This window comes from Pseudomonas fluorescens (genome assembly GCF_001902145.1).
Classification (GTDB): domain Bacteria; phylum Pseudomonadota; class Gammaproteobacteria; order Pseudomonadales; family Pseudomonadaceae; genus Aquipseudomonas; species Aquipseudomonas fluorescens_BV.
Genome location: NZ_MRST01000024.1, coordinates 401122 through 423410, shown reverse-complemented (window position 1 = coordinate 423410; position 22289 = coordinate 401122). Strand labels below are relative to the sequence as shown.

Genomic DNA, 22289 nt, shown 5'->3' with positions numbered 1-22289 from the left:
AGCGAGCTTGCTCGCGAAAAACTCACCGGCACCGCGTTTATTCAGGAAGCACGCGTTATCGTTGACGTTTTTCGCGAGCAAGCTCGCTCCTACAGGGTTCGGCGTTGGTTCAGTTCTTGAGTGGCGCCAGATACAACCGCACCAGCCCACGCAAGGTCTTGCGCCCCCAGAACTTCAACGGGATCTGCTTGAGAACCTCCCGCGCCAACGGGCGGTCGCGGTCGGCGGTCTTGAGGAACATCGAGTTCAGGAAGTTGTAGCGAACCGCGTCGTAGGCCGGGTGCTCGCTGAACTTGGCGTAGGTCTTGAGAATGTTCTGGATCATGTAGCGGTGGTTCTTGTACGTGTTGCTGGCGTGCTGGCGATACTTGGCCATCACTACATCAAGGGCGTCGATGGTGTAGCCCGCCGCCGTGATCTTCAGTTGGATCAGCAAGTCTTCCAGGGGAATCTGCGGGTCGAAACCGCCGACCTCCTCCAGCACTTCGCGACGAATCAGCATGGTCGGCGCCGGTGGAAACGGCTTGCGGTCCAGGAACAGGTCGTCGAAGTCCAGACGGCGAAACGGCACGTCGCGACGCTGTTTCTTCTCCGGGTGCAGGCTGCCGTCCCCGTCGATCAGCTCGATATTGCCAGCACACATGCCCACCTTCGGCTTGCCGTCCATATACGCCACCTGGGTGGCAATACGGTCCGGCAACATGATGTCATCCGAGCCGAACGGTGCGATCAAGCTACCCTTGGCGCGAGCAATCGCACCGTTCAAGGTAGCGCTGAGCCCTTGGTTCTGCTGCACCTGGAAATCAAAGCCGTGCTCGGCCTGCAAGCGCTGGATGCGTTCGACGCTGTCATCCTTGGAGCCGTCGTCGACCACCAACAGCTCGATATTGGGGTAGGTCTGCCCAAGCACGCTAAGAATGCTTTGCTCGATGTACTGGCCATGGTTGTAGGAAGCGATGATCACCGAGACCAGGGGTTGTTGCTGATTCATGCTCTACCTACTTCACGCAAACCGGTTTCAATCAGGGTCAGGTACTTGTGCTTGAACTCGTCGAGGGTGTGGTTGGCCTCCAGATAGCGGAACACCTCCTCACCCTTGGCGCGCAATTGTTCATCGCTCAAGGCCAGGTAAGTATCCAGGGCCGCAGCCAGTTGTTCGACATTGCCCGGGTCGTGGGACAAGCCGCCCGCGCCCTGCACCAGCGGCAGCATCGCCGGGCCGTTTGAGGCGATCACAGGCAGATGGCCGCTCATGCCTTCCAGCAAGGCCAGGCCCAGGCCTTCGAACAGCGACGGCATGGTCCAGATATCGAAGCCGCGCACGTACTTCATGCCGTCTTCGCGAAAGCCCAGCAAGTGCGCACGGCCGGTCAGGCCCAGGCGCTCGATGTCGGCACGCAGGTCCGCTTCGGCACGGCCGGAACCAATGATGCCCACCTGCGCCTCAGGGTATTTATCCTTGAGCGTGGCGAAGGCTTGCAGCAGATGAGTGTGGCCCTTGATCGGCACCAGGCGGCCCAGGGCGCCGATCATCCGTGCATCCATTGGCAGGCCAAGGGCCTTGCGCGCGTCTTCACGGGACAGTTGCAAGGCTTCTGCCTGAGGAATGTCGATAGCGTTGGTGACGTACGTGGTGTTCTCGTGGGTGAACCCGCAGTTGAGGTCTACCAGGTAGTCCTTGACCGCTTCCGACACACCGACAAAGCGCCACGCCGAGCTGACCCAGCGCTGGGTCTGACGCCGACGGTAACCACGGGCGTACTCGCCAAAGCCGTGGGAGATGCCGACGCACAGCGGGATCTTCAACCAGCGGTTGAGCGACAGCATCATGTTCACCGACTTGAAGCGGTTACAGATGACCACGTCGAACTTCTGCTCGCGGCAGTACTTGTAGATCTGCCACATGGCACCAAAGCGAATGCCCTTGAGGGACTTCTCCGGCAGCTCGAAATAGTGGGAGTGCTCGGCCACGCTCAGCGGCTGGCCAGGCAGCGGGCGCCCGCTGAGAAATCCGGAGGTCACCTCGAAACGCTCAGCCGGCAGGGATTTGACGATCTGCTCCCCCAAGTCCGCGAAGTCATGGGTCTTGACGTTGTAGTCCGGCTGTAACTGCAAAACCTTGAAACGAGGCTTCATAACTCTCCATGCAGCGATCTGGCTACGGGCACGCAGCCCGGTAAAAAGGGCGACAGGCGCATAACGGCCTGCCTTCAATCGGCTCTCAGTCCTGCTTCAGGACCCACAACAGCTCGTGACGGCGCACGGCCTTGCGGAAGAATTCGTTCTCGCCATAGGGCGATGGACTACGGCCCGCCAGCAGTTGCTGCAACCACCTACGCACCCGACGCTTGAACGGCGCTGGCGGCTGCAGGTCGTGCATCATGCCCAGGGCCATCGCCTTGTCCTGCTGCTGGCTCAAGGCGAGGGCGAAACTGCACGGCACCAGTTCCACAGCGCCATCGAAACGCGGCGGCAGCGCCACGCCAGCGCCGGAATCGCCCATGGGCCAGCGGTCGTTATCATGCAGGTGATTGGCGTAGCCGAGCAATGTGTCGGGCTGCCACTCCAGGCCCTGCAAGGCTTCCAGCACTGCCGCGTGGGCGCAGATATGGTCGGCGTGAGGGTCCAGCAACGGCGTGGGCAAGACGATGACCTGGGGCCGCGCCTTGAGCAGCAGTGCCCGCAGGTCGGCGATCAGGTTATGCCAGGTCGGTGCACCATCAGCATCGCCAGGCAGGGCAAAACCGTTGAACTGACGAAACAGCCGCGTATCGGCCAAATCGGCTTCGCGGGAGGCTTGAGGCTGATCCGGCGCAGCCTGCATGGCTTGCAACTGCATGCAGAAGTACCCCAACTGCACGCACTGCGCCTGGGGCACGCCCGCCCAGCGGGGCACGGCGACGCTGTCCCAGGCTCGCAAACGGCCCTTGAGGCGCGCAGCTTCAGCCTTGGGCAGGCCCATGTGCTGATAATGCTCGGCCTCGATTTCACCGGCCGTCAGCGTGACGATCCAGCTTTCAGTCGCCTGGCTGTAAAGGCTGAACGCAGCCAGTTCGGCATCGTCGGCATGGGGCGCGATCACCATCACACGTTGCTGGCGATAGTCCGGCTGGCGAAAGCGCCACAGCGTCGGCTGCCCCTTGATCCGGCAAAAACGCCCGCGCAATGTGAGCTTGCCCGCGGCCAAGGCTTGGGCCGCGCCGGTCAGGTTCAGATAACGACGCCCAGCGACGCCGCGCTCGAAGGCTTGCCGGTCCGGGCTTTGCAGGCCCAAGAGGTCCACCGCAGGGTCGAAAAAACGCCCCAGCCAAGTACTTTTCAATTCAATACCGACGATCAGGGTTTCATCCGCCGCCAACGGCGCATCCAGCAACAGCCGGCCCGCCTCCAGGCGCAAGCCGGGCTGTTCGCTGGCGGCCGGGAACGCATACTCATAGCTGTCTTTGGGCGAGTAAAACAGGTGATCGGCAAACCAGGCTTCATGGGCGGCCCACAGCAGCACCGCGAGGATCAGCGGCAACCACCAGGCGACCAGTACGCCGGTGGCGACCAGCACCAGCACGCCGATCAATAGCGCAATACGCTTGTTACGCCGATGGCGCTTGAGCAGTTGCTGTTTACGGCTCATACACTGAACACCGGCACCGGGTTGCACCAGCGCTCCTTGTATTCACGGTCGGAACGCCCGAAGGAGAAGCGCAGTGACTTGTTCGCCGCCCGCGCCTGTTCCCAGGCACTTTGGGTATTGAGAAAACTCAGCACGCTGCCGGGGCTGAATGCGCGGGTTTCAGGGTCTACGCCGCCGTTGACGTACTCGGCGCTGAACCATTCGTTGGACTGCACCTGATACACCAATTGCACCGCAATCGGCGCGCCGTTCAGAAACAGCACCGAGCCGAAGAGGAATTCCTTGAGCAACTCCAGCACCTCGGCCAGACGCGCCGCGCCCGCCGCCGGGAAACCCCAACGACGCTGGAACAGGTCGCAATAAATCGCCGCCAGTTCTACGCTGGAAAACTCACTGACCGCCCTTACCACGCCGCCCGCCTCTTCCAACAGGCGCAGTTCACGCCGCTGGTTGTAGCGAAACTTCTTCGACAGGTCTTCGGGAGTACGCGCCATGGCCAATTGCTCGGCCTGGGGCTTGAGGGTGCTCACGCGCCCCTCGTTCAGCGCCGAGAGGTAGCGCGCACGATGCCGCAACGGTACCTGCGCATCGGCAGCAATCGGCAGGATGATCTCGGCGTTGCCCAGGTCAAACAGGCCTTTCTTGCCGCTGCGCTTGAGCACATCCTTGGACAGCGCCAGGTCGCGCGCCCAGGTGGCGATCGCCCCCTTGAGTTCACCACCGTGCTCCCAGCCCAGGTAGCGCACAGGTATCTGCGCCAGCCCGGCCAACCGCTCGATCACTTGGGGATGGGTCGCCACACTGCCGCCGTAACGCTGCCAGGCCTGGGCGTAAACCTCGGCCTCGACAGGCGCCCAGCCACGTTCACGCCAGCCCTGGAAGCGGTTCAGCATTTAAACCACGGCGTCATAAGGGTCCACGCCGTCCTTGACCACCAGGATGTCTTCCATGATCAGGTACTGCAGGTCCGAGCCGAAGAACATGTTCAGCGCGTCGGTCGGCGAGCAGATCATCGCTTCGCCACGACGGTTGAGCGAGGTGTTCAGGGACACGCCGTTACCGGTCAGCACTTCCAGCTCTTTCATCATGTCGTAATAGCGCGGGTTGTACTCGCGCTTGAGCACCTGGGCACGGGAAGTACCGTCTTCGTGCACCACTTCCGGTACGCGAGTCTTCCACTCTTCGGCGACTTCGAAGGTGAAGGTCATGAACGGCGCCGGATGATCGACCTTGATCATCTGCGGAGCAACGGTGTCGAGCATCGACGGGCAGAAAGGCCTCCAACGCTCGCGGAACTTGATCTGGTGGTTGATGCGATCCGCCACGCCGGTCGCACTTGGGCAACCGATGATCGAACGACCGCCCAAGGCACGCGGGCCAAACTCCATGCGGCCCTGGAACCAGGCCACCGGATTGCCGTCGACCATGATCTTGGCAATGCGCTTAGGCATGTTCTCGATCTTGCGCCAGTTCGGCTTGCTCTCGTGCTTGGCGCACGCGGCGATCACGTCTTCGTTGCTGTAGGACGGGCCCAGATAGACGTGTTCCATCTTCTCGACCGGTACACCACGAGCATGGGACACGTAGGCCGCCGCACCGACGGCGGTGCCGGCATCGCCGGAAGCCGGCTGTACGAACAGCTCTTTGACGTCGTCACGGGCAATGATTTTCTGGTTCAGCTTGACGTTCAGCGCACAGCCGCCGGCGAAGGCCAGCTTGCCGGTGTCCTTGAGGATATCGCCCAAGTAATGGTCGATCATCTGCAAGGCCAGTTTTTCGAACAGCGCCTGCATGCTGGCCGCGTAGTGGATGTACGGCTCGTCGGCGATGTCGCCTTCGCGTTTCGGCCCCAGCCACTCGATCAGTTTTGGCGAGAAGTAGAAACCCTTGCCCTTCTCTTTGTAGCGGCGCAGACCGATGACGTTGGCGTAGTCGGTGTTGATCACCAACTCGCCGTTTTCAAAGGAGGCCAGGCGCGAGAAGTCGTATTTGCTGGCATCGCCGTACGGCGCCATGCCCATGACCTTGAACTCACCGTCAAGCATCTCGAAACCGAGGAACTCGGTGATTGCGCCGTACAGGCCGCCGAGGGAGTCCGGATCGTAGAACTCCTTGATCTTGTGGATCTTGCCGTTTTCGCCGTAGCCAAAGAAGGTAGTGGCGTACTCGCCCTTGCCGTCAATGCCCAGGATCGCGGTTTTTTCCTGGAAGCCCGAGCAGTGGTAGGCGCTGGATGCGTGAGCCAGGTGGTGTTCTACCGGCTCGATCTTGATTTTCTTCGGATCGAAGCCCAGTTGCTCCAGGCACCAGACGATCTTGTTGCGATAGCGTTTGTAGCGACGGTTGCCCATCAGGATCGCGTCGAGGGCGCGGTCCGGGGCGTACCAGTAACGCTTGGCGTAGTGCCAGCGCGCCTCGCCGAACAGGCTGATCGGGGCGAACGGGATCGCCACCACGTCAACGTCCGAAGGCTTGATGCCGGCCTGCTCCAAGCAGAACTTCGCCGACTCGTAGGGCATGCGGTTCTTTGCATGTTTGTCGCGTACGAAGCGCTCTTCTTCGGCGGCCGCAATCAGCTTGCCGTCGATATACAGGGCTGCGGAAGGATCATGGCTAAGGGCGCCGGACAGGCCAAGAATCGTCAATGCCACTGGGGTCTAGCCTCTTTTAGTCTGCATGCAGGCGCATCGCGCCTGAAAAAAGTGTGTTTCCCGCCGGGGCAAGAAACAGCTAAAGGGCGGGATTATAGCTTAAAAGCAGTGGGAAGCTGTTAGCGGCAAGCGCCAAGCTCAGCAGGCGCTTAGAGTTCAATGCTGCCATCGGCGCTTTGCCGGTAGATGGTGTACGGCAGCAGCAGCGTGTCCGTGATACCGGAGAGAGGGATGTCAATGAGCGTCCAGGGCACACTGTTTACTATCACATCGCTACCGGAGTTCGGCGGGCCATTCAGGACACACAGGTTATAAGTCACCCCGCTGTAGACACGTGGAACGGACTGGCAATAGGTTTTGCTGGCCTTGAGCGACCGAACAGTGACGGCATCGTCACGGAACGCGGTGGTAACAGTTCCGCAGCCAGCCATGGTTAATGCGATGCTTCCCAGCACCAGTAGCTTCATGCTCGTTGTGCGCATGTTTTCGGCTCTTCTTTTTTTGGAGGAACCGAAATCTAGCAGCTCCAGCTTCGCTAACCCAACGAATCAGGAGCCTACAGGCGCCGTCGCAACGCGTGGGAAACTTCCTGTTCCGCCCAGTGTTGTGAATTCGGAAAAAATCCAGGGGAACCGTTAAACTGGCGGCATTTGCGCCTACGCCATTCAGTTGCGCTGCGCCACAGACCCGGCCCCCTCATGACATCATCCACTCCCTCCCGCCTTGCCCTGCTCTTGCTGGGCCTGTGCAGTAATGCCCAGGCCGACGATGCGCCGCTGATACTTGACCCCAGCGTGGTCACCGGCTCACGCAGCGCCAGCCCAACGTTCGATTTGCCCTATTCCGTGGACGGCATCAACCGCGAGCAGATCAGTGACGGCCAGCTGGGCATTAACGCCTCCGAAGCCCTCTCCCGCGTGCCCGGCCTGGTGGTGCAGAACCGCCAGAACTATGCGCAGGACCTGCAAATTTCTTCCCGAGGCTTCGGCGCCCGTTCGGCATTTGGCGTGCGCGGCATCAAGCTGATCGCCGACGGCATCCCCGCCAGCACCCCGGATGGCCAGGGCCAGGCCGCGACGTTCAACCTCGACACGGCCGAGCGCATCGAAGTGCTGCGCGGCCCAGCGGCGACGCTGTATGGCAGCAACGCCGGGGGCGTGATCCAGATGTTCTCTCGCGACGGCGAAGGCCCGCCGCGTATAGGCGCCGAAACCCTGGTGGGCAGCGACGGCCTGAACAAGAACCACCTCAGCGCCGAGGGCGCGGTGAATGGCGCCGGGTTTGTGCTGGACGCCTCGCGCATGGACACCAACGGCTACCGCGATCACAGCAGCGCACGCCGCGACCAGACCTTCGCCAAACTCAACTTCCAGCCGGATGACGACAGTAAGCTGGCCCTGATCTATAGCAGCCTGGAGCAGAACGGTACGCAAGATCCATTGGGGCAGACCTGGGCGGCGTACAAGGCCGACCCGCGTTCGGTAAGCGCCAATGCGCTGAACTACAACACGCGTAAAAGTATCGATCATCAGCAATTGGGGATGAATTACGAGCGGTATTTCGGTGCTGCGACCTTGCAGGTCAATGCCTACACCGGGCGGCGCAGTGTGATCCAATACCTGTCTATCCCCAAGGGCACGCCCGCCAACGAACGCGGTGGTGGCGTGGTGCAATTTGACCGTAAGTTCTACGGCGGCAGCGTGCGCTGGATGCAGCCCATCGAAAGCGCGCCTGGCGAGCTGATGATCATTACCGGCCTGGACTTCGACCAAAGCGAAGACAGCCGCCATGGCTATCAGAACTACAGCGGCAACACCCTCGGCGTGAAAGGCCAACTACGCCGCGACGAAATCGATACGGCTCGCAGCCTCGACCCGTATATCCAAGCCAACTGGGCCCTCGACCGCTGGACCCTGCAAGCCGGCCTGCGCCACAGCACGATGCAGATGGACGTTGACGATCAGTTCCTCAGCAATGGCGACGCCAGCGGCAACAAGACCTACCAGAAAAACACACCTTCGATGAGCGTGATGTATGCGTTCACACCCGACCTGCACGGCTACATCAGCGCAGGCAAAGGCTTTGAAACCCCGACTCAGGCCGAACTGGCCTATGCACCGGGCAACACCGAGGGCTTCAACTTCGGCTTGAAGCCGTCTGAAAGTACGCAATATGAAATGGGTGTGAAAGCGCAACTGAACAACACGCGGATCAACGCCGCCGTTTTCCAGATCACCACCGAGGACGAACTGGTGGTGCAGCAATCCATCGGTGGCCGTACCAGCTACCAGAACGCCGGTCGCACATTGCGCCGCGGCTTCGAACTGGGTGTTGAAAGCCAGCTGAGCGACCACTGGAGCACCAGCCTGGCCTACACACGCTTACACGCAACCTACGACAGCGACTTTGCCAGCGGTGCCAACACCATCGACAAAGGTAACTATCTCCCCGGCGTGCCACAAACCACCCTGTTTGCAGAACTGAACTGGAAACCACGGGACTGGGTCAGCACCGCCATCGAAGGTGTGTACCGCAGCAAGGTTTATGTAGAAGACACCAACCAGCAACATGCCGCACCAGCCTACAGCGTCTTCAACTGGCGCGCACGGTTTGAGCAGAAGGTAAAGCACTGGACCTTTCACCAGACCCTGCGCCTGGATAATCTGCTGGATCGTCAGTACGTGGGGTCGGTGATTGTGGGAGATGGCAATGGCCGCTACTACGAAGCGGCGCCGGGGCGCTCGTGGTATGCGGGGGCTGGGGCGCAGTACCAGTTCTGAATGCAGCGCCTGGACGGGCGCCATCGCGGGCAAGCCCGCTCCCACATTTTGACCGCGTTCACAGATCAAGTGTGGGAGCGGGCTTGCCCGCGATAGGTTTAACTGCCGACACCCGCCTCTTTGGGCAAGCGCTGGTCAATCACCTGGTACAGCGCACTGCCCTGCGGCCAGTTACGCATAAACCTTGCACGGTCTCTGGCATAGGCCGGCGCAAAGCTGGCAGCGGATGAGTGCTGGCACATGGCATCCAGGTCAATCATCGCCCAGCGCCCGTCATTCCAGAACAGGTTATGGCCCTTGAAATCCCCATGGCTGATGCGCTCGCGGATCAAGTCGGCAAACAACTGGTCCAGCGCCTGCAACTCGCTCTCGGGCGCATTGCCGCTTTCCACATACGGCGCAAAGCGTTCGATGATGTCCGGCCCCGGCAGGTATTCGGTGACCAGGTAGGCACGGCTGCGCAACCACAGGAACCGTTTCTCCAGCACCGCCAGCGGCTTGGGTGTGGCAAAGCCCAGGAAGGCCAGGCGGTTGCCTTCACGCCAGGAGTGCCAGGCGCGGCTCGGGCGCCAGAAGCGCTTGAGCCAATGGGCAAAGCCCTTGATGTTGTAGCGCTTGATCACCAGCGGCCGGCCGGCCACGTCGACCTTGGCCACGCTCGCCGCGCCACCGGTCTTGTACAGGTGCCCCTGGTCGAGCAACGCATCGGCTTGCTCAAGCACCGGCACCATGGCGGCTTCTTCTTCGCGGCGGATCGCACGCAAGCCAAAAGCGCCGCGCACCACACTGAACAACGTGCATTCGCGGCCGGTCTTGTCCAGGTAGTCTCTCAAGCGCCAGGCGCTGACTTTACGCACCTGTTTTTCCAAGGCTTGCATTGGCAAGGCGTGTTCGCCGTTGGCCAGCAAGTAATACACCAGCAACTCTTCGGTAAAGGGCTCGAGGTTTTTCGGCAGTTGGGCGAAGAACACACCGAGGTTCTCCAGCACCCGATTGCGCGACAGCGGCTTGCCCGCCTCTTCGACACGAATGCCGGCGCCATCGATCAAATACAGCTTGCCGTCCTTGCGCAACAAGTTGTCCAGGTGCAGGTCTTCTTGCCATAGGCCCTTGGCATGCATCTGGGCAATCGCGCCCAGCGCTTCGGCGAGCACAGCGGTTTGTTCGTCCGCCAACGGCGGCAGGTTTTCGACGGCGAGCCAAGCATCGGACAGGCTTTGGGCCCCCTCGATAAATTCAAACAGCAGCCAACCACCCTCGCCGTCCTGCAAGCCATCGGCCAGCAGCAACGGCGTGGTCAGGCCCTGCTCAGCCAACAGACGCACACCCGTGAGCTCACGCTGAAAATGCCGCGCCGCCTTGCTGCCCACCAACAACTTGGCCAACACCGGGCGCCCACGCCACACAGCGGCACCCACGTAGCGCTGCCCCGGCAACACCCGCAGCAGGCTCAGCAATTGCAATTGCCCAGGGCCGGCGGCATCCGCCAGGTCGAGGGTCAGTGGCAGGCTGGGGGTACGCCCGGCCTTTTTCAGCTCGGATAAACGCATCAGCGGTTCTCCTTGTGGCTACGGCGCGCGGTCAGGCGCTGGTGCCAAGTGGACACCAGGGCACTGTCCTCGGGCTGCTCAAGGTACGCCGCCAGCAGTTGGCGCGCCTGCGCATCCGACCATTGCGGCGCGCGGCGCAGCAGCGGCTCCAGGTCCTTGACCCGGTCACGCCAGCCAAACAACAGCGGGCGGGTTTTCTCCAGGTCGATCAATTGTGCGGCATAACCCTCACCGGCAGGCTGCAGGAAAATATGCTTGGGGTAAAAACAGCCATGCACCTGCCCGACGCTGTGCAGATGACGCGCCAGCTTGCCGCACGCCAACAGGATCGCACTGTGCTGGGCTGCGCTCAATTGCGCCCACTGCTCCAACAACGAATCCAGGTCATTCCAGCCATCCAGCGCACGTGTGAGCAGCATCGCCCGGCGCTCGCCCTTGACCTTGCGCTCACCGAAGAACGCCGCTTGCAGGGCCGGGATGCCGAGCTTTCGATACAGACTGATGTTGCGAAACTCGCGGGCAAAACTGGGCTCGCCAAACGGCCGATGCAGGGTGCGCGTGAGGTAGTTGCTCTGGCGCTTGAGGTAGTAACCCTGCCCCTCAAGCTCCAGGCGATACACGCTGCTCCAACCGTCGCCGCTGGTGTTCGGCTCGTCTACCGCATCCAGTTGCTTGGCCCACAGGGCGTCGAAGGTCGCCAGGCCGTTGCGCTCAAGCAGAGCGCGGTCTTCGGCCGCCAGGAAGTCACTCATTCGCGCCCCTCGAAAAACTTCACCACATGGCGAATTCGCTGTTTGTCCGACGCGGTCAGGTGCGCGCGCTGGCGATATTGCAGGTAGAAGCGCAGGCGCTGGGTGGCCGACAAGTGATACTTGGCGACTTTGTCCAGGCAGGCCAGGTCCTTGGTGATGCGGTACTTGAGCCAGAAACCGCGCCAGAAATCACCGTTGGGGCAGTCGATCAGGTACAGGGTGCGCTGGTCGTCCACCAGCAGGTTGCGCCACTTCAAGTCGTTATGGGTAAAGCGGTGATCGTGCATGGTGCGCGTGTATTCGGCCAGCTGACGGCTGATGCCATCGACCCACCGGGGGTCTTTGAGGCGCTCATCGTGACGCTCGGCCAGCACCGACAGATCTTCGGTCCTGGGCAATTCACGGGTGATCATGGCGCCACGGTTATAGGCCATACCCTTGCGGTCCAGGCCCCAGGCCACCACGTCGGCGGTGGGGATGCCCCACTTGGCGAAGCGCTTGAGGTTCTGCCATTCGGATTTCACCCGCGGCCGGCCCAGGTAACGGCGCAGGCCCTTGCCGGCACCTACGTAGCGCTTGACGTAATAATTGACCCCGCCACGCTCCACCCGAATCACTTCCGACAACGGGTCGCGGGTCAGCCGCTCGCCTTGCAGGGCGAACACCGCGTCCAGGCTTCCAAAGTCATCCGCCAGGGCGGCGTAGGCAGGTTCCAGATTCCAACCCGCCATCAGATCGCATCCCCGTATCGTTGTTTACGCGCATACAGCTTTGCTGCCATGCGTTCCAGCGCAGATAACAACGCGGTTTGCTCCGCCAGGATCTGGCGCAGCGGCTGCTGGAAGTAGGCCTTGAGAAAACGCAGCTTGTCGCGCTGGGTCAAGCCGATCTCCAACGCGGAGTAATACAGGCCGGCCAGGTCTTTGTTGCGCCAGCGCACGGGGATCGTCGCACGCACCTGGGCACGGTGCAGGTCGATTACCGACAGCTTGAGGCTGTCGACGCTGATGGGCCGGTCGGTGTGCAGCAGGAAATGGCAGAGGTAGCAGTCACGGTGGTTGACACCGCCGCGGTGCATCGCGCCGACGGTACGCGCCAGCTCAAGGGTCAAGGCATGCTTGATGGCCGGCACGGGCGGCTGCTTGACCCAGTCCAGGGTCAGGTCTTCCAGGCTGACGATGGGGGTCAGTTCCTGGGTGATGATGAACGAGTGCTGGTCGGCCGGGTTGCTGCCTTTTTCACCGAACGCCACGGCGGTCATGGTCGGTACGCCAAGCGCCTGCAAGCGCTGGATCGCCACCCACTCCTGGCCCGCACCCAGCACCGGCAATTTGGCAGTAACCAGGTTCTTGAGGATTTCGCCCCAGCCGATCCCACGGTGAATCTTCACAAAATAAGGCTGGCCCTCGACCACCGTACGCAACGTACGGCGAGCGGCCAGCTCGCGGAACACCTGGCCTTCCAGCTTCTCGACCTCGGCGAACGCATCGCGTCCGGCCCAGAGGGTCTTGAAGGGTTCGGCTAGAATCAACTTCATCGGTTTGGCTCCGCCAGAATCAGGTCCGCAGCGTACTGCGGCATGCTAAAGAGGTCGGCCGTCTCGGCGAAGGCCAGACCATTGCGACTCCAGGTCGCACGCGCTTGTGGGTCGTCGAGCATATCGACCAGATACTGGTTGAGCTGGGTTTGCTCGAACGGCTCGTCCAACACCCGGCCGCTCTGGGCCTTGTCGATGTAGAACGCATAGCCGCACACCTGGCTCACCAGTACCGGGAGGCCGGCGACCACCGCTTCGACCAGCACCATGCCGGCCGCCTCGTTGTACGCGGGGTGAATCAACAGGTCCGCCCCCAGCAGGAAACGCGGAATATCGTTGCGGCCCTTGAAGAACTGCACCTGGTCGCCCAGGCCCAGCGCCGCGCTCTGCAATTGGAATACTTTGGGGTCGTCCTGGCCGATTACAAATAGCCGGGTGCGTTTCTTCAGCCGCGAAGGCAGTGCGGCCAGCGCCTTGAGGCTGCGGTCGACGCCCTTGGTCTTGAACCCCGAACCGATCTGCACCAACAGCAGATCATCTTCAGCCAAGCCGAATTCAGCGCGGAACTCGGCACGGATTTCGGCGGCGTTCGGCGGGGCGCGGCGGTCGCGGGCGATACCCGGTGGCAACAGGTGGAAACGCTCGGCCTGGGTGCCGTAATACTGGCTGAAAAGCCGCTGCTGATGCTCGGACAACACCATGATCTGCGTCTTGGCGTTTTTATCGAACACGGCGCGCTCGTATTCGGCAAAGTGCTTGTAGCGTCCAAACCAGCGATACATCGGGTTGCGCAGGGTCTGGGCCTTGTCCTCGAACACACCGTCGGCGGCAAAGTACAGGTCCAGCCCCGGCATCTTGTTGAACCCCACCACGCGGTCCACCGGGCGCTTGGCCAGGTCGGCCTGGATCCAGGCGTAGAGCTTTTCGTTGCGGCGGTGGTTGACCAAGGCCTTGACCGGCGCCACCAGCACCTCAAAGCCTGGCGGGATATCACCTTCCCAGATCAGGGTGTACACCCGAATGCTGTGGCCGCGCTGCTGGCATTCCAGGGCGATGCGCATGAAGTCGCGCTGCAGGCCACCGAAAGGGAAGTACTTGTACAGAACAAAAGCCAGTTGCATCAGTGCTGCTCCTCGGCCAGTAACAACGTGCTCAGCCGGCTTGCGACACGCTCAGGGTTCAGGCGCGTGAAGCACAGGGGCGACTCGCGTGTGATGTCGAACCGCCGCAGGTCGTCGGCAGTGGGTTGATACGTGCATTGTTTTTGCAGGCAGGGCGCACATGGCCAGTCGCTGGCCAAGTGGATCTGGCCTTTGCCGTAGGCACCGGTGAGGCCTGGGTTGGTAGGGCCGAACAGGGAAATGGTCGGCACGTCCAGCGCCGCCGCCAAGTGGCCAAGGCCGGTGTCGACGGCCACGCAGGCACGGGCGCTCGCCAAGACACGGGCCACGCCCGCCAGGTTGAGCTTGGGCAACACTTCGGCGTTGGGCAGGCCCAGGGCCAGGCGCTCGGCCCGCGCCTTTTCGGCGGCGTTACCCCACGGCAGCTTTACGTCCACGCCCAGGCGCCCCATGCGTTCGGCCAGTTCGCGCCAATAGGCTTCGGGCCAGTGCTTGGTGTCCCAAGTGGTGCCATGCAGCAGCAATACGAACGGTTTTTTCGGCGGCAGGCCGAGCAGCTTTTCAACGCTCAGGCCGTAGTCGCCCAGCCGTTGGGGCAGGTCGTAGCCCAGCGCCACGGCGAACAGCTGGCGCAAACGCTCCACCGCATGCTGCCCACGGGCCACGGCCAGGCGCCGCGAATAAAAGCGCGCAGCCATAGGTTCACGCGCAGAATCTTTGTCGAAGCCGGCGATGGGCGCCCGCACATAGCGGGTCAGCCAGGCGCTTTTGAGCAAGCCCTGGGCGTCGATCACCAGGTCATATTTGGTCGACTGCACCGCCTGCTTGAAACGCCGCCATTCACCGCTCTTGACGGTTTGCCAGAGGTTTTTGCGCCAGCGGCGAATCGCCACCGGGATCACCTTGTCGACCGCCGGGTGCCAGGTCGGGATTTCGGCAAAGCCTTCTTCCACCACCCAGTCGAACCGAATGCCGGGAATCGCCCGCGCTGCGTCGGTGAGGGCCGGCAAGGCATGGATCACGTCGCCCAGGGATGAGGTCTTGATTACCAGAACCCGCAACTCAGTGAACCTCGACCACGTCGCCCTGCAAACGCTGCAAGGCATCGGTTACCGGCTGGGGCAGCAATTGGCGCAGGCAGTTGTAGTGGCCGAAACGGCAGGTACGGTCAAAGCACGGGCTGCAATCCAGGCCCAGGCGTACCACTTCGACCTTGTCGGCCAACGGCGGAGTGAAGCCTGGAGATGTGGAGCCGTACACGGCCACCAGCGGACGGTTCAGCGCCGCCGCCACATGCATCAGGCCGGAGTCGTTGGACACCACCGAGTCGGCGCACGACAACAGGTCGATGGCCTCGGCCAGGGACGTGTCGCCACTGAGGTTCACCGCCTCTTCACGCAGGCCGGGGATCAGGCGCTGGCGAATGTCTTCACCCACCGAATGATCGTTCTTGGAGCCGAACAACCACACCTGCCAGCCTTCGCGGATCTTCGTCTCGGCAACTTTGGCGTAATGCTCCGACGGCCAGCGCTTAGACTCGCCAAACTCGGCGCCCGGGCACAAGGCCAATACGGGCCGATCCAGAGTGAGGCCGAACTTGGCCAGCGCCGCGTCGCGGGTTATCGGGTCGATCTGCAAGCTGGGGCGCGGGTACGGCATGGGCAATTGCGCGCCCGGCTCGTAGGCCAAGGCCATAAAGCGTTCGATCATCAACGGGTAACGGGCTTTATCCAGGGTGCGTACGTCATTGAGCAGCACATAGCGAAACTCGCCGCGCCAGCCTGTGCGCTTGGGGATACCGGCAAAATACGGCACCAGCGCCGACTTCAGCGAGTTAGGCAGCAGGATCGCCTGGTCGTACTGGCCGGCCATGGACTTGCCGATGCGGCGGCGGGTCGCCAACTCCAGGGCGCCGTGGCCGAGCGGGAAGCTCAAGGCCTTGCGCACCTCGGGCATGCGCTCAAGGATCGGCCGGCTCCACTCAGGGGCGAGCACGTCGATCTGGCAGTCTGGATAGCGCAGGCGCAGGCACTGAAACAGTGTCTGTGCCATCACCATGTCACCGACCCAACTGGGCCCAACGATCAGAATATTCATGTAGTTTCCACAAACGATGCGGGGAGGCCTATGCCTCCCCGCCTCGATAATTACTGTAGATCACGCTTTGTGTGGGAGCGGGCTTGCTCGCGAAAGCATCACCGCGGTCTGCCAGACAGCCCGCGGCGCCTGTTTCGCGAGCAAGCCCGCTCCCACATAGAGCCCAATTCCACATTCGATGGGCGTCACCCAATTAATTTAAGCCCAGCGCTTGCCAGATTCGCATCACCTGTCGCCGCTCGTCGGCGAACTGGTCTCCGGCTACCGTGCCGGCCTCGTTCTGCAAAGCCTGGCGGTGCGCGGCTGAGCGGTAGGCCTTGTACACTTCACGCAGCAAATGGGCATCGGCGGCGGGCATCAGCCCGACCTGCTCCAGGCCCTCAAGAATGCGGATATTGTCGGTGTAGCGCAGCAACGATGGATGTTGCGCAGACCACGCCAAAGCCGCGTATTGCACCATAAATTCAATATCGACGATACCTCCGGCGTCCTGCTTGAGGTCGAACAGCGCCGTGGCCTCGAAGGCATTGGCGCCTCTGCCGGCCGTCGTGGCCTTGGTGCCCAGGTTGTCACGCATTTTGGCACGCATCTCGCTGACCTCCTGGCGCAGCTTCTCCAAGTCCCGTTCACGCCCCAACACGTTAGCCCGTACCTGCTCGAACGCCTGGCCCACATCCTGGCTGCCCACCAGCACCCGCGCGCGGATCAGGGCCTGATGTTCCCAGGTCCAGGCTTCATTTTGTTGATAGCGATCAAACGCACCCAGGGAACTCACCAACAAGCCGGATGCGCCTGAAGGTCGCAGGCGCATGTCCACTTCATACAGCTGGCCGGAGTTGGTCTGGGTGGTCAGCAGGTGAATGATGCGCTGACCCAGGCGTGTAAAGAATTGCGCGCCATCGATCGGCTTGGCACCGTCCGTCTCGGCCTGGGGGTCGCCGTCATGGATAAACACCAGGTCCAGGTCCGAACCATGCCCCAGTTCGATGCCGCCGACTTTCCCATAACCGACAATGATGAACCCAGGATCGCACAGGGTGCCGTCCAGTCGCTGCGGCGAGCCGTGACGGGCGACCGTCTGGCGCCAGGCCAGGGCCAGCACTTGTTCAAGAATCGCTTCGGCCAGCCAGGTGAGGTAGTCGCTGACCTTCATCAACGGCAGGCTGCCCGCGATTTCGGAAGCGGCCACCCGCAGGCGGTGTGCCAGTTTGAAATGGCGCAACGCTTCCATCTGTTGCTCAAGGTCATCTTCAGGAATGCGCGTGAGGCGCTCGCGCAACTCCGCGGCCAGTTCCGGCGCCAGTGGCGGCTTGAACAAGCGGCCTTCGTTGAGCAATTCATCCAGCAACAGCGGGAAACGGGTGATCTGTTCGGCGATCCACGGGCTGGCCGCGCACAATGTGAGCAGGCGACGCAGGGCGTCGGGGTTCTCGGTCAGCAGCACCAGGTAGGCCGAACGTCGGGCCACGGCTTCCACCAGCGGCAACACGCGTTCCATCACCAGGTCAGGGTTGGCATGTTCAACGGCCTGGGCCAGCAGGCGCGGGATAAACGCATCCAGGCGCTCACGCCCAAGGCGCTGCATGGCGCGCAACTGCGGGCTGGCGCGCAGGCTGGCCAAGGCCTTGAGAGCCTTGGGGGCATCGGTGAAACCGCCTTCACTCAGCTGGCGGCACGCGGCGTCGTCATCCTGGGACTCCTCCCACAGCGGCAGCCATTCACCACCGACCACCAATTCGCTTTCTTCGCCCTCTTCTTCATCAGGGTCGGCAATCACTTGACGAAAGTGCCAGTCCACACGGCCACGCCAGTACATCAGGCGCTCGTGAAACGCGGCCCAGTCACTGAAGCCCAGCATAAAGGCAATGCGCGCCTGATCTTCGGGGCTGTCCGGCAGCATTTGCGTCTGGCGGTCGGCAATCGCCTGGATCGCATGTTCGGTGTAGCGCAGGAACTCGTAACCGCTACGCAGCTCGCTGATCACCGCCGCGGGCAAATAACCCTGGCCTTCCAGCGTGCCCAGCACGTTCAACAACGGGCGTTGCTGCAGGCTGAGGTCGCGGCCGCCATGGATCAGCTGGAACGCCTGGGCGATAAATTCCACTTCACGAATGCCGCCCGCGCCCAGCTTGATATTGTCGGCCATGCCCTTGCGCCGCACTTCCTGCTGGATCAGCTGCTTCATGGTGCGCAGCGCTTCGATGGCCGAGAAGTCCAGATAACGGCGATAGACAAACGGGCGCAGCATGTCGAGCAGTTGCGCGCCAGCCACCTGGTCGCCGGCCACCACCCGCGCCTTGATCATGGCGTAGCGCTCCCAGTCCCGGCCCTGGTCCTGGTAGTACTGCTCCAGCGCGTTGAAGCTGAGCACCAGGGCGCCGGCCGAACCGTAGGGACGCAGGCGCATGTCGACGCGAAAGACAAAACCATCGACGGTCATCGGGTCCAGGGCCTTGATCAGTTTTTGACCCAGGCGAATAAAGAACTCCTGATTATCCAGGGCGCGCTTCACCCCCACCGTCTCGCCGCCTTCGGGGTAGGCGAAGATCAGGTCGATATCCGACGACAGGTTCAGTTCCACCGCACCGAGCTTGCCCATGCCGAGGATGACCATGTGCTGTGCCTCGCCGCTGCGTGCGCCGGTCGGCGTGCCGAACTGGGCGCAGTGGCGCTGGTACAGCCATTGATAGGCCTGGTCGATGCAGGCGTCAGCCATGTCGGACAGATCGCGACAGGTTTGCACCAGGTCGGCCTGGCGTGTGAGGTCGCGCCAGATGATGCGCACCTGCTGGCGCGTGCGTTGGCGGCGCAGCACACGGCCCAGTTCATCTTCTGTTTCGGCCTGTTGCACGGCACCGGCTATCTGACTGCATAGCTCGCCGGGCGCAAAACCGCGGTCCAGCTCGCCCCAGGCCACCAGCTCCAGCAACATCAAAGGGTCACGAACACTCTGTTCAATGACAAAATCACTGGCGGCGCACACGCGGGCGAAGTCGGCCCACCGTTGCGGCGTCCACGCAGAAAGGCCATGATCGTCATCCAGCGCGGCCACCGCGTCACGAAATGACTGCTCGGCCCGGCTGGCGTAAGGCAACAGAATGGCCGGCAGTTCGGCCAGCGTTGGAAGGCTCATGGTCTATCCTTGATCGGCGTGTAAATGGCGTGTAGTTGTGAAGGCAAGAGCCATGCTCGGTGAAGGACTGTCGAACAAAGGTTAGAAATAGCTGAAATTAAATTAATCTTGGCAGGCAACATCAAAGCTTCACCTTTTCTTGTTCGCAATAGACCAACAATAACGATTATGCTCACCAGCAAGACCGAGCCATACGCTCAGTCTTGTGTAGTTTTACTACTCGTATATACATTCGAAAGGCTGAAATGGCCGACGATTTGTAGTAAAACTACAGGACGCCGAAGCAACCTTCGGCCATCCAAGAATTTATGTCGTCTGCCCACAAGGCCAGTCGCAAACTTCAGGCAACCGATTCTGGTAGCCTTTCCGCCCTGGAGCAAGCCATGCAAGACCTCGATCCCGTCGAAACCCAGGAATGGCTGGACGCCCTGGAATCGGTTCTCGACAAAGAAGGCGAAGACCGTGCTCACTACCTGATGACCCGTATGGGCGAACTCGCGACCCGCAGCGGCTCGCAACTCCCTTACGCCATCACTACGCCATACCGCAACACCATCCCCGTTACCCACGAAGCACGCATGCCTGGCGACCTGTTCATGGAACGCCGCATTCGCTCGCTGGTACGTTGGAACGCCATGGCGATGGTAATGCGCACGAACTTGAAAGATTCGGACCTGGGCGGTCACATCTCCAGCTTCGCTTCCAGCGCAACCCTGTATGACATCGGCTTCAACTACTTCTTCCAGGCCCCGACCGACGAACACGGCGGCGACCTGATCTACTTCCAGGGCCACACCTCGCCAGGCGTCTACGCCCGCGCGTTCATGGAAGGTCGCATCAGCGAAGAACAGATGAACAACTTCCGCCAGGAAGTCGACGGTCAGGGCCTGTCGTCCTACCCCCACCCTTGGCTGATGCCTGATTTCTGGCAGTTCCCGACCGTTTCCATGGGTCTGGGCCCGATCCAGGCGATCTACCAGGCACGTTTCATGAAGTACCTGGAAGCCCGTGGCTTCATTCCTGAAGGCAAGCAGAAAGTCTGGTGCTTCCTGGGCGACGGCGAGTGCGACGAGCCGGAATCCCTGGGCGCCATCTCCCTGGCCGGCCGCGAGAAGCTCGACAACCTGATCTTCGTCATCAACTGCAACCTGCAGCGCCTCGACGGCCCGGTTCGCGGCAACGGCAAGATCATCCAGGAACTCGAAGGCGTGTTCCGTGGTGCTCAGTGGAACGTGACCAAAGTCATCTGGGGCCGTTTCTGGGACCCACTGCTGGCCAAGGACGTCGACGGTATCCTGCAACGTCGCATGGACGAAGTCATCGACGGCGAGTACCAGAACTACAAGGCCAAAGACGGCGCGTTCGTTCGCGAGCACTTCTTCAACACGCCTGAACTCAAGGCGATGGTTGCCGACCTGTCCGACGACGAGATCTGGAAGCTCAACCGTGGCGGCCACGACCCGTACAAGGTCTACGCGGCGTACCACGAAGCGGTCAACCACAAAGAACAACCCACCGTCATCCTGGCCAAGACCATCAAGGGTTATGGCACCGGTGCCGGCGAAGCGAAGAACACCGCGCACAACACCAAGAAAGTCGATGTCGACAGCCTGAAGTTGTTCCGCGACCGCTTCGACATCCCGGTCAAGGACGAAGAGCTGGAGAACCTGCCGTTCTTCAAGCCGGAGCCAAACAGCGCCGAAGCCCGCTACCTGAGCGAGCGTCGCACCGCACTGGGCGGCTTCGTGCCACAGCGCCGCGCCAACAGCTTCAGCGTACCGACGCCAGACCTGAGCACCCTCAAGGCTATCCTTGACGGCTCGGGCGACCGTGAAATCTCCACCACCATGGCTTTCGTGCGTATTCTGGCGCAACTGGTCAAGGACAAGGAAATCGGCCCACGCATCGTTCCGATCATCCCGGACGAAGCCCGTACCTTCGGTATGGAAGGCATGTTCCGTCAGTTGGGCATCTACTCCTCTGTCGGCCAGCTCTACGAGCCAGTCGATAAAGACCAGGTGATGTTCTACAAGGAAGACAAGAAGGGCCAGATCCTCGAAGAAGGCATCAACGAAGCAGGCGCCATGAGCTCCTTCATCGCTGCCGGTACTTCGTACTCCAGCCACAACCAGCCAATGCTGCCGTTCTACATCTTCTACTCGATGTTCGGCTTCCAGCGTATCGGCGACCTGGCCTGGGCCGCTGGCGACAGCCGCACCCGTGGCTTCCTGATCGGCGGCACCGCCGGCCGCACCACGCTGAACGGCGAAGGCCTGCAACACGAAGACGGTCACAGCCACATCCTGGCTGCCACCATCCCGAACTGCCGCACCTTTGATCCAACCTACGGCTATGAGCTGGCGGTGATCATCCAGGACGGCATGAAGAAGATGACCGAAGAGCAGCAGGACGTTTTCTACTATATCACCGTGATGAACGAGTCCTACCAGCAGCCAGCCATGCCGGCCGGTGTGGAAGAAGGCATCATCAAGGGCATGTACCTGCTCGAAGAAGACACCAAGGAAGCGGCGCATCACGTACAGCTGATGGGCTCCGGCACCATCCTGCGCGAAGTGCGTGAAGCAGCGAAGATCCTGCGCGACGAGTTCAACGTCGGTGCCGACGTATGGAGCGTTACCAGCTTCAACGAACTGCGCCGCGACGGCCTGGCCGTAGAGCGCAGCAACCGTCTGCACCCTGGCCAGAAGCCAGCCAAGAGCTACGTCGAAGAGTGCCTGGCCGGCCGCAAGGGTCCAGTCATTGCCTCTACCGACTACATGAAACTGTTTGCTGAACAAATTCGCCAGTGGGTCCCGTCCAAGGAATTCAAAGTCCTGGGCACCGATGGTTTCGGCCGCAGTGACAGCCGCAAGAAGCTGCGTCACTTCTTCGAAGTCGACCGTCACTTCGTGGTGTTGGCAGCCCTGGAAGCCTTGGCTGACCGTGGTGAGATCGAACCCAAGGTGGTGGCTGACGCTATCGTCAAGTTCGGGATCAACCCGGAAAAACGCAACCCACTGGACTGCTGAGGAGACTTTTT

At 61.6% G+C, this 22289-nt stretch carries 16 protein-coding genes; 2 read left to right on the top strand and 14 right to left on the bottom strand.

Annotated elements, in window-relative coordinates:
* Positions 1-109 precede the first annotated feature (109 nt).
* The 6 genes from BUE92_RS15860 to BUE92_RS15835 all read right to left on the bottom strand — a co-directional run bounded on the left by BUE92_RS15860 (position 110) and on the right by BUE92_RS15835 (position 6761).
* Positions 110-991, bottom strand: a complete 882-nt coding sequence (locus BUE92_RS15860; protein WP_073524830.1) for a glycosyltransferase — start codon at positions 989-991, stop codon at positions 110-112.
* A complete protein-coding gene (locus BUE92_RS15855) occupies positions 988-2136 on the bottom strand; it encodes a glycosyltransferase family 4 protein (protein WP_073524829.1) in 1149 nt (382 codons plus the stop codon). Before BUE92_RS15855 ends, BUE92_RS15860 begins: the two co-directional genes overlap by 4 nt.
* 85 nt (positions 2137-2221) lie before the next feature.
* Positions 2222-3628 (bottom strand): PIG-L deacetylase family protein, encoded by a 1407-nt coding sequence (locus tag BUE92_RS15850; protein ID WP_073524828.1) that lies wholly within the window; start codon positions 3626-3628, stop codon positions 2222-2224.
* Positions 3625-4521 (bottom strand): GNAT family N-acetyltransferase, encoded by an 897-nt coding sequence (locus tag BUE92_RS15845; RefSeq protein ID WP_073524826.1) that lies wholly within the window; start codon positions 4519-4521, stop codon positions 3625-3627. The genes BUE92_RS15850 and BUE92_RS15845 overlap by 4 nt, the downstream gene beginning before the upstream one ends.
* Positions 4522-6279: a carbamoyltransferase family protein gene (locus BUE92_RS15840; RefSeq protein WP_014716634.1), complete on the bottom strand. Its 1758-nt coding sequence runs from the start codon at positions 6277-6279 to the stop codon at positions 4522-4524. It lies immediately after the preceding gene.
* A 149-nt stretch (positions 6280-6428) separates the two neighbouring features.
* Positions 6429-6761 carry a YceK/YidQ family lipoprotein gene (locus BUE92_RS15835; protein ID WP_073524824.1) on the bottom strand — a complete coding sequence of 111 codons (333 nt, stop codon included), beginning with the start codon at positions 6759-6761 and terminating at the stop codon, positions 6429-6431.
* Between the two features lie 216 nt (positions 6762-6977).
* Between BUE92_RS15835 and BUE92_RS15830 the strand changes: the two genes are divergently transcribed.
* Positions 6978-9059: a TonB-dependent receptor family protein gene (locus BUE92_RS15830; RefSeq protein ID WP_073524821.1), complete on the top strand. Its 2082-nt coding sequence runs from the start codon at positions 6978-6980 to the stop codon at positions 9057-9059.
* A gap of 98 nt (positions 9060-9157) precedes the next feature.
* Here BUE92_RS15830 and BUE92_RS15825 read toward each other — a convergent pair whose 3' ends face one another.
* The 8 genes from BUE92_RS15825 to glnE all read right to left on the bottom strand — a co-directional run bounded on the left by BUE92_RS15825 (position 9158) and on the right by glnE (position 19249).
* Positions 9158-10609 (bottom strand): lipopolysaccharide kinase InaA family protein, encoded by a 1452-nt coding sequence (locus BUE92_RS15825; protein WP_073524819.1) that lies wholly within the window; start codon positions 10607-10609, stop codon positions 9158-9160.
* Complete coding sequence (locus tag BUE92_RS15820) at positions 10609-11361, bottom strand: lipopolysaccharide kinase InaA family protein (RefSeq protein WP_073524818.1); 753 nt, start codon at positions 11359-11361, stop codon at positions 10609-10611. The genes BUE92_RS15825 and BUE92_RS15820 overlap by 1 nt, the downstream gene beginning before the upstream one ends.
* On the bottom strand, positions 11358-12092 hold the full coding sequence (locus tag BUE92_RS15815) for a lipopolysaccharide kinase InaA family protein (protein WP_073524817.1): 735 nt from the start codon (positions 12090-12092) through the stop codon (positions 11358-11360). Before BUE92_RS15815 ends, BUE92_RS15820 begins: the two co-directional genes overlap by 4 nt.
* On the bottom strand, positions 12092-12898 hold the full coding sequence (gene rfaP / locus BUE92_RS15810) for a lipopolysaccharide core heptose(I) kinase RfaP (protein ID WP_073524816.1): 807 nt from the start codon (positions 12896-12898) through the stop codon (positions 12092-12094). The genes BUE92_RS15815 and rfaP overlap by 1 nt, the downstream gene beginning before the upstream one ends.
* A complete protein-coding gene (locus BUE92_RS15805; RefSeq protein WP_073524815.1) occupies positions 12895-14019 on the bottom strand; it encodes a glycosyltransferase family 4 protein in 1125 nt (374 codons plus the stop codon). Before BUE92_RS15805 ends, rfaP begins: the two co-directional genes overlap by 4 nt.
* Entirely contained in the window at positions 14019-15080 is a 1062-nt protein-coding gene (gene waaC / locus BUE92_RS15800; RefSeq protein ID WP_073524814.1) for a lipopolysaccharide heptosyltransferase I, read from the bottom strand. Before waaC ends, BUE92_RS15805 begins: the two co-directional genes overlap by 1 nt.
* Position 15081: 1 nt before the next feature.
* The gene (gene waaF, locus BUE92_RS15795; RefSeq protein ID WP_073524811.1) at positions 15082-16116 is read right to left on the bottom strand and encodes a lipopolysaccharide heptosyltransferase II; all 1035 of its coding nucleotides are present in this window, start codon (positions 16114-16116) and stop codon (positions 15082-15084) included.
* Between the two features lie 193 nt (positions 16117-16309).
* Entirely contained in the window at positions 16310-19249 is a 2940-nt protein-coding gene (glnE, locus tag BUE92_RS15790) for a bifunctional [glutamate--ammonia ligase]-adenylyl-L-tyrosine phosphorylase/[glutamate--ammonia-ligase] adenylyltransferase (protein WP_073524809.1), read from the bottom strand.
* Positions 19250-19632: 383 nt separating this feature from the next.
* Here glnE and aceE point away from each other — a divergent pair, with 383 nt between their 5' ends.
* Positions 19633-22278 carry a pyruvate dehydrogenase (acetyl-transferring), homodimeric type gene (gene aceE, locus BUE92_RS15785; RefSeq protein WP_073524806.1) on the top strand — a complete coding sequence of 882 codons (2646 nt, stop codon included), beginning with the start codon at positions 19633-19635 and terminating at the stop codon, positions 22276-22278.
* The last annotated feature ends 11 nt before the right edge of the window (positions 22279-22289 follow it).